Here is an 8,699-nt window from a genome sequence, read left to right on the forward strand (position 1 = left end):
TGCTACTCCTTTTTGAATCAGAAACACAAATACTTTATAAAGTTGAATGTACCTGCTTTGAGAGTTCCTTATCTGAACTGAGCACAGCTAAAAAATCAGAATAATATCCCTCTTTTGGGTACTTTTGATTCTACTTTGCTTCATACCAGGTCTTGCCTGCGCTTTCGTCCGCTTTCAAGGGAACAGAAAGTTCAATGGCAGATTCCATGATGTCTTTGACCAACGTTTTGATAGCGGTCAGTTCGTTTTCGGGTACTTCCAGCACAATTTCGTCATGAACTTGCAATAGCATTCTGGTTTTAAAATTCCCATCTATCAGAGCTTGATCCAGTCGAATCATTGCAATTTTAAGAATGTCTGCGGCTGAGCCTTGAATTGGCGAATTGATTGCCGTCCGTTCTGCAAATCCTCGAACATTGAAGTTACGAGAATTGATATCTGGGATCTCCCGACGACGGTGAAAGAGAGTTTCTACATAGCCCTTGTCTCGTGCCTCTCGCACTACATTTTCCATATAATTCTTGATACCTGGATAGCGCTCAAAATAAGTATCAATATAGGACTTCGCTTCCTTACGGCTGATCCCCAGATTGTTGGCAAGTCCAAAGTCAGAAATTCCGTAGACAACACCAAAGTTGACAGCTTTGGCATTGCGGCGGTCATTTGGTGTCACATCTTCTGGTCTTTCGATATTAAAAACCCGCATGGCTGTTGAAGTATGAATATCAGCTCCATGTCTGAAAGCTTCAATTAAATGCTTGTCGCCTGAAATATGCGCCAAAACCCGCAGCTCAATTTGCGAATAATCAGAGCTAAGTAAGACACTGTTCTCCCACTCTGGCACAAAAGCTTTCCGAATCAAGCGACCTTGCTCTAGACGGATTGGGATATTTTGCAGATTAGGGTCAACACTTGATAATCGTCCTGTCTGAGTCAAATCTTGAAGATAGCGAGTGTGAATCTTTCCGTCTGCTAGAATCCAGTCCTGTAGTCCCGTGACATAGGTTGATTGAATCTTAGCAATTTGCCGATAGTCCAGAATTTTTTCCACAATTGGCGCGATTGGTGCCAAACGTTCCAATACATCTACTGCCGTAGAGTAGCCCGTTTTGGTTTTCTTAGTAAAAGACGTTGGCAAACCTAGTTTTTCAAAGAGAATGCCTCCCAACTGTTTAGGCGAATTGATATTAAACTCTTCCCCTGCTAAGTCATAGATTTCCTGAGTTAGCCGAGTCAGAATTCTCTCGTTTTCAATCTGCATGGTTTGCAATGTTTCGCGTTCTACCTTGATACCAGCAATTTCCATTTTAGCTAGTACAAAGGCTAAAGGTTGCTCCATTTCATACAGCAGATTTAGCTGGTCATGCTGGCGCAGCAAGTCTGTCATAGGCTTTTCCGTTTCAATGAGAACTGTGACTTTTCTGGCTAAATGGCTCAATAAAATAGCTTTTTCAGGCAGTGCCCGCTTAGCGCCTTTCCCATAAACCGCCTCATCTTCGGCGAGTTTGGTCTTGCCATAAAGACCAGCAATTGTTACGATTTCATTGTTATCAACGGTTGAAAGAAGGTACTTAGCTAAACGGCTGTCAAACGATGGTTGCGAAAGCTCAATGCCTAAGCGACTGAGCAAAACTTTAGAGCGTTTAAAATCATAAACCTTGAGGGCTGTGTTTCCCAGAAACTCTTTGAAAGCTGGTTGATGCAAAAGGTTGATGTCCTGACTGGCATAAATCTGCTGTGCATTTCCCCACGCAAAGCCCACCATCTCGTCTATGTGGTAATTGTCCCCCAACATTTCAAAGTAGAAAAAATCATCTTTACTGAGCATTTCTGGACGGACTTCCGTCACTTCCTCAAAAGCAATGTCAGCCGCCTCTTCTGGCTCTACTTCCGCTTCCAGCGCTTGCTTAAATTGCTTAAAGCCCATTTCATCATAGAATCTGCTTAATTGTTTGATATTCGGACCTTGATAGAGGATATCTTCCAAATCGATTTCGATGGGAGCTTGGGTATCAATGGTAACAAGTGTTCTAGACAAGAAAGCTATCTCTTTATCATTGATAAGATTTTCCTTCATCTTAGACTGCTTCATTTGGTCAATGTTGTCATAAATGCCTTCCAGAGAGCCATATTCCAAGAGGAGCTTGAGTCCCGTTTTCTCACCGATTTTCGTCACACCAGGGATATTGTCCGAAGAATCACCCATAAGAGCCTTAAGATCAATAAATTGTGTGGGTGTGATTCCCATTTTTTCCACGAGGTAGGCTGGTGTAAATTCCTCGAACTCAGCCACACCTTTTTTAGAAATTTCCACAATAGTATTATCATCGGCCAGCTGGATCAAGTCCTTGTCTCCGCTCACGATTGTCACATCGTAAGGAACAGCTGTGTTTTCAGCCATTTTATCCAAAGTACCGATAATGTCATCTGCCTCATACTGATCCAAATCATAATAGCGAATACCCAACTTATCTAGCATTTCGCGAATAAAAGGCAGCTGTTCACGAAATTCCTCTGGTGTTTTAGCCCGACCGCCCTTGTAATCAGCATACATCTCTGTCCGAAAGGTGGTCTTCCCCGCATCAAATGCCACCAAGATATGAGTCGGCTGTACACGTTCTATCAAGTGATTCAACATAAGATGAAAGCCGTAAATGGCATTAGTGTGAAGCCCAGACGGACTCTTAAAACGGTCAATTTGATTATACAGTGCAAAAAAAGCACGAAAAGCGACGGACGAGCCGTCAATCAACAGTAATTTATTCTTGTTTTCCATAGGTTTATTATAACATGAAACCAAAAAAATTTTTTGATTAAGGATAGTGGTAGCACACAAAAAGCCTAAGAAAATTTTCTTAAGCCTTTATACTATTTTGATACAACAACTTTTCCAAATGTTTCACCGCATCTGCAAAGTGATCCACTACATACGTAGCTGCTTCTTGGACAGCCTTCGGAGCATGTGCCATACAGTAGGAAAGATCGGATTTTTCAAACATCGAAATGTCATTCCCTGAATCACCAAACGTCACAACTAGTTGATCGTGAGTTTTCAAAGACTGTAAGCTACTTCCCTTTGAAACATTCTTAGCCGTCACTTCTATTCGTGTCCCACCCGATTGATAAACTTCCAAATGAGAAAACTGTTCTTTTAATGTCTGCACATAGGAAGCTGTTTTTGATACTTCGGGTCGAATGTTGAATTTATAAATCTGCCGTTCGCAGACAAGGTCATAAGGATCGTCTAAGCAAAGAATGGGCATGTTCCATAACCGGCGCTTGTCTTCATGGTCAAAATTTCCGATTCTCTCTTCGCCATCTAGCGCATCGAAAATCAGTTTTTCTTGTTGGATATAGGCAAGTAAATCTATTACATTTTCCTGCTCCAGCGGTTGAGAAAATAAGAGATTGCCTTGCTCAACAATCATGGCGCCGTTAAAACCAATTGCATATTTCAATTGAAGGTGATTTCTTTGCACAAGATAGTTTATCTCTTTAACAGATCGTCCTGTGGCAATGGCAAAATCACTATACTGCATCAGCCGCTGATAGGCTTGTAAATCTTCTGGCCTGACATCGACGGAATCTTTCACAAAAGTTCCGTCTAAATCTGTTACACATAAAATCTTATGTGCCATGGCTATTCCTCTAAACCTAGAATGTCTTGGATTTCCATTTTGAGAACATTGGCATAAGCGCCGTAGATAGATTGCATTTGTATGCCATTTTCAGCAAAGCCGAGTGCTTCGTATTTCTTAATAATCGTATCTTTGTCAACTTTTGACTTGTCTTTGACATCAATCCGCAAACGAGTGATACAAGCATTGACATCCACGATATTTTCTGGACCACCGTGAGCCGCAATCAACCCAAGTGCTTGCTGATGTGTTTTTTCTTGTTTGCTCAGTTCTTTTCCTCCGGCTTGCTTTACCGGAGTAGTGTCTTGTGGTGCAGATTGACCGACATTTTGAATCTTCAAGCCATATTTACCACGCGCTTCTTGCTTACTTGCCAATTTGACTTCATTCGTATCTTCTCGACCTGGCGTCTTAAAGTTGAATTTCAAAATCATAAATTTAAAGACATAGTAATAAAGGAAGAAATAAGGGATACCTACTAAGAAGACGAGCCACCAGTGCGTTTTAGGTCCTTGCAACACACCGTAGATTACAAGGTTAATGAAACCATGTCCAGTAGGAGTTGCTACACCAGCACCCAGCATGTGCATAACAAACAAAGCAGAACCTGCCAAAACAGCGTGCACAGCGTAAAGCATTGGTGCCACAAAAAGGAAAGTAAATTCGATTGGCTCTGTAATACCAGTCAAGAATGAAGTTCCGGCTGCTGCAAAGAGAAGCGAACCTGCTACTTTGCGTTTTTCTGGAGAAGCTGTCTTGTACATAGCATAAGCAGCACCAGAAAGACCAAACATGAAGTAAACAAATTTACCACCATTGAAACGCGTAATAGATGGGTCAATAGACTTGATCGAAGAATCCGCTAAAGAAGCAAGATAGGCATTAACCGTACCGACGACATGGTTCCCACCAATTGTCCATGAGCCACCAAGCTCTGTCGTACGAACCGGCCAGTTGAGGCCATGGTGTAAACCAAACGGCAAGAGAGCCCGCTCAATCAATCCATATAAGAAAGTGCCAATCGGACCTGACTTCAAAACGAGGATAGAAACTGCACTGATACCTGCTTGAATGGTTGGCCAGATAAAGAAGATTGCAACGGCTACAAAGGACATCGCTACCATGGTAACAATCGGTACAAAACGCGGTCCACTAAAGAAACCAATCATCGTTGGCAATTCTTGCTTGACCGCCCATTTATGAATGAAGTAGACAGAAACCCCAACGATAATCCCTCCAAACACACTGAGGTCCATGGTTTGAATCCCGAGGACTTTTGTCTGCATGGCATTTGACAGGGCAAGTTTGGCTGCACCGCTTGATAAGTTAGCAGTATTGACTAGCCTTCCACTGATTTTCAACAAGAAATTCAAAACGTTGTGCAAAACAAGAAAACCTAACAGGCCAGATAAAGCTGCCGATCCTTTTTCCCGTTTTGCAAGACCAACTGAAACTCCGACTGCAAAGATAACAGGCAAGTTGCTAAAAGCTGTACCACCAAGCGCAATGAAAAATTTCATGACAAACTGAAAAATAGCATTGTTCAAGAAAGGAAACATCTTCAGCGTGTTTTCGTTGGTAAAGGCTGTACCAATACCTTGGATAATCCCCGCACCCGGCAAAACCGAAACAGGGAGTAAGAATGAGCGTCCAAATTGCTCAAAAACAGAGATAAATTTATTCTTCTCTTTCATCTTTTTGCTCCTTGTGTTTTTCTGTTTTCATTTTAGCAGAAATAAACTTGAAAACGTTTTTTTGAAAAGAAGTTTCTATCTTGAATAATTTTGACTATTTCGGTAAAATTTTACTAAGCAGAAAACGTTTTACTAAAAACGATACTTTAGAAAAGAGGCTTTATGTTTCTAAAAAATTTAAAACAGCACTATGACAGATTGTCTGTAAATGAACAAGAGGTCATTGATTATCTCATGCGACAAGAAGAAGTAGAGACGATTACACTAAAGACAATTGCCAATGAACTGTTTATCTCTTCATCAACCGTCATCCGTGCTTGTAAGAAATTAGGCTATCAAACCTATAACGAATTGCGCTATGATTTACGCTTATCAAAAGAACTCAAAAAAGATCAAGCGAAATCCGTAGCGTCCTCTTTTGAACAAATGAAAGAACAAATTCAAGTTGAATTCGCACATACCATTTCTATCTTGTCCGAAAAAGACTTTCAAATCTTTGCACAAAAAATTTTGGCTGCCCGACGGATTTTCTGCATTGGTGTTGGCTCTAGCTACATGGCTATGACCGACTTCAATCGAAAATTGAAACTCATTAACATCTGGTCCAATGACTACTTTGAGCAATACAGCATTGACCGGATTAAAGACATTGCTACGCCAAAAGATGTGATTATCGTCTTTTCGCTCGGTGGCAGCAATAAAGACGTCAACCACAGTATCTTACAGGCAAAAGAACAAGGGGCAACTGTTCTTACAATCACCACTTTAGGAAATCATCTCCTTGCTAAAATCAGCGACCACATGATCTTTATCTACGATGCACCTAAAAAGCGCGAAAAACTACGCTCACGCCTAATGTTCAATTTAGTTGGAAATCTTCTCTTTGAAGTCATTCTAGCTGAGCAACAAACAAACTAATAAAAACAAAGAGTGAGATAAACCGGAAATGTTCATTTTTCTAGTCTATCTCACTTTCATTTTATAAATCTAATACAAGCGAAAAACTGCTACCTTGTCCATACTCACTTTGCACGAAAATATCACCACCCAATTGGCGTGCTAATTCACGTGCAATATAGAGCCCTAGACCGTGCCCGCCAGTTTTCATATTGCGAGAAGATTCTACCCGATAAAGTCGTTTAAATATTTTCTCCAAATCCTCTGACTTAATGCCCTGACCTTCATCTGCCACCGTTAAAGTCAAGCGCTTATTGTCAACCGCCGCATCAATAGTAAGCTTAGTGCCTGCTTCTGAATACTTAAAAGCATTGCTGACAAGATTGAGAATAATCCGCGAGAGTTTATCATAGTTGCTGATAATTTTTGCTGATTCTGGCTGCACTGAAATCTGAATATCTCGGTCTTCTTTATCAATCACCAATTGAAACTCCGACATAATATCAATCAAGAGCTTATCAAGGAAAATCTCTTCTTTTTCAAGCGGTACATCTGGCTGATTCATCGTATTCAGAGTGATAAAACTTAGCTCCTCGGCCAGCTTATTCAACCGATCGGTCTGCCGACTGATGGTTTTGAGATAATACTGCTGCTCATCTGCCGCAATCACACCGTCTAGCATTCCTTCAACAGTTGCTTGAATAGATGTCAAAGGCGTTTTAATATCATGTGAAAGCTGAGCAATCATCAAACCCTTTTCCTTCTCACTTTCTTCCAACGAAGTAAAGGTACTTTGCAAGTTTCTTGACATATTATTAAAGGCATCTGCCAGCTCTTTAAATTCTGTTGGGTTTTTAATTGTATTCACCGTTTCAAATTTCTTGTCAGAGATTCCTTTTATGAGTTGTTTTAATTTATCCAAAGAAAGAAAGACACGGCTCAACAGCAAAAGGCTAACCAATGCCCCTGTAATACTAGCCAGAATGCTAATACCAATAATAAAATAAATATCACTTTTTGAAATCAGCATGGTGTTGACAGACCAGATGATTGCAACAACCGTGATCGTTGTGGAAATGAGGTATCCCACAATAATAAAGTGTTTTAATTTCATTTTAAACCTCTATCTTATACCCTAAGCCCCAGACGGTCTTAATCGTGGGTGTTTTTTCTGTACTGTATTTTGCTAAATCTTGCCGCAAGGCATGAATGTGAACATTCAACGTATTTGTATCATCTACAAAATCTTCTTGCCAGACTTTCTCATACAATTCTGTCTTAGAAAAGACCCGCTGAGGATTGCTGGCCAAAATCCATAGCAACTCAAAAGATTTAATGGTCATCATCAATGATTGTCCGTGCACTGTCACTTCGCGCGTTGCATGATTTATCTCTAAATCCCCTAGTTGGAGTTTTTCATCTGCTCCCACACTGCGGTGAATGCGCCGCAAGATATTATGCACCCGCAACACCAACTCCCGCGGACTGAAAGGTTTGGTAATAAAATCATCCGCCCCCATACTGAGGGAATAAATTTTATCCGGTTCAGATGTTTTAGCAGTGATAAAAAGGAAAGGTTGCTCCGGAGCAAGATACTGCACTTCGCCAATCAAATCATACCCGTCCATGTTGGGCATCATAATATCGGTGACAATCAAATCAATCGGATATTTCTTAAAAAGCTCCAAAGCTTTCTGCCCATCATGCGCCACATTGACTTCATAACCTGCCTGTGTTAAATAACGCTTGTTAATCTCGGTAATCTCTACTTCATCATCTACTAACAAAATTCTCTTCGTCATTTTCTTACCTCTATTGTGAAAAATAGTGTTATACCACGAAAAAGTATAACACTATTTCTATACTTGATTCAAGCGTTATTGCTCACAAATGCGAGAATTACTTCTTTTCTCTGCGTTTCATGCCAACAAGTGCTAAAATAGCTGCTGCACTTAATCCAAGAAGTCCTAGGACTGTCAAGCCAAGAGAGGATTTTTGACCTGTATTAGGAAGCGATTTTTTGCTTGCTGTAGCTTGTCCACCTTTTGAAGATGTCGCAGAAGGTGTTCCACCTTTATTTGAATGCTTGCTTCCGTCATAATCTGCTTTTTTACCTTGGTTTTGTGCCTGATCATTTTGACCTTGTTGAGATTGTCCTTTAGAGTCCGCTTTCTTTTCACCTTTTAGGTTAATCGTCACAGATTTCGTCGCAATGACATTCTTCAAGTCCGCTTTGCCATCTTTGGTTGCTCCATACACTGTAACAGTCGCTTTATAAGAATGCGTACCATTAGCTTTTAGTTGGTCTAATAAAGCTTTATCCTGTTTACCTGCTGCATTACCATCTAGTGAGACTTGATAGAAATATTGCCCCTTTCCTAAACCTGCAAGTGGTAGGAGACCTGCATGGTTTGCTTTACCATTATCTGACCATAAGGCGCCGTCTGAGGATTTCAACAAGAGACGTGTT

7 protein-coding genes are annotated in these 8,699 nt (G+C 40.7%); 1 reads left to right on the top strand and 6 read right to left on the bottom strand.

Translation table 11 applies throughout. The features are described from left to right. Positions 1-130 precede the first annotated feature (130 nt). From polA to HMPREF2933_RS07985, 3 genes are all read right to left on the bottom strand, one after another. Positions 131-2,776 carry a DNA polymerase I gene (gene polA / locus HMPREF2933_RS07975; protein WP_042754215.1) on the bottom strand — a complete coding sequence of 882 codons (2,646 nt, stop codon included), beginning with the start codon at positions 2,774-2,776 and terminating at the stop codon, positions 131-133. Between the two features lie 79 nt (positions 2,777-2,855). Then, a complete protein-coding gene (locus tag HMPREF2933_RS07980) occupies positions 2,856-3,638 on the bottom strand; it encodes a Cof-type HAD-IIB family hydrolase (RefSeq protein WP_003071357.1) in 783 nt (260 codons plus the stop codon). Between the two features lie 2 nt (positions 3,639-3,640). Beyond that, positions 3,641-5,332 (bottom strand): PTS transporter subunit EIIC, encoded by a 1,692-nt coding sequence (locus tag HMPREF2933_RS07985; RefSeq protein WP_024053199.1) that lies wholly within the window; start codon positions 5,330-5,332, stop codon positions 3,641-3,643. 162 nt (positions 5,333-5,494) lie between these two features. Here HMPREF2933_RS07985 and HMPREF2933_RS07990 point away from each other — a divergent pair, with 162 nt between their 5' ends. Beyond that, positions 5,495-6,250, top strand: coding sequence for a MurR/RpiR family transcriptional regulator (locus HMPREF2933_RS07990; RefSeq protein WP_024053200.1), 756 nt, complete (start codon positions 5,495-5,497; stop codon positions 6,248-6,250). A 61-nt stretch (positions 6,251-6,311) separates the two neighbouring features. Here the strand turns inward: HMPREF2933_RS07990 and HMPREF2933_RS07995 are convergent, their stop codons facing one another. From HMPREF2933_RS07995 to HMPREF2933_RS08005, 3 genes are all read right to left on the bottom strand, one after another. Next, positions 6,312-7,343 (bottom strand): sensor histidine kinase, encoded by a 1,032-nt coding sequence (locus HMPREF2933_RS07995; RefSeq protein WP_024053201.1) that lies wholly within the window; start codon positions 7,341-7,343, stop codon positions 6,312-6,314. Position 7,344: 1 nt separating this feature from the next. Further along, complete coding sequence (locus HMPREF2933_RS08000) at positions 7,345-8,031, bottom strand: response regulator transcription factor (RefSeq protein WP_024053202.1); 687 nt, start codon at positions 8,029-8,031, stop codon at positions 7,345-7,347. A gap of 97 nt (positions 8,032-8,128) precedes the next feature. Further along, positions 8,129-8,699 (bottom strand): SSURE domain-containing protein (locus HMPREF2933_RS08005; RefSeq protein WP_148131524.1); only part of this gene is annotated, 571 nt, incomplete at its 5' end.

This window comes from Streptococcus sp. HMSC066F10, from assembly GCF_001813805.1.
GTDB lineage: Bacteria > Bacillota > Bacilli > Lactobacillales > Streptococcaceae > Streptococcus > Streptococcus vaginalis.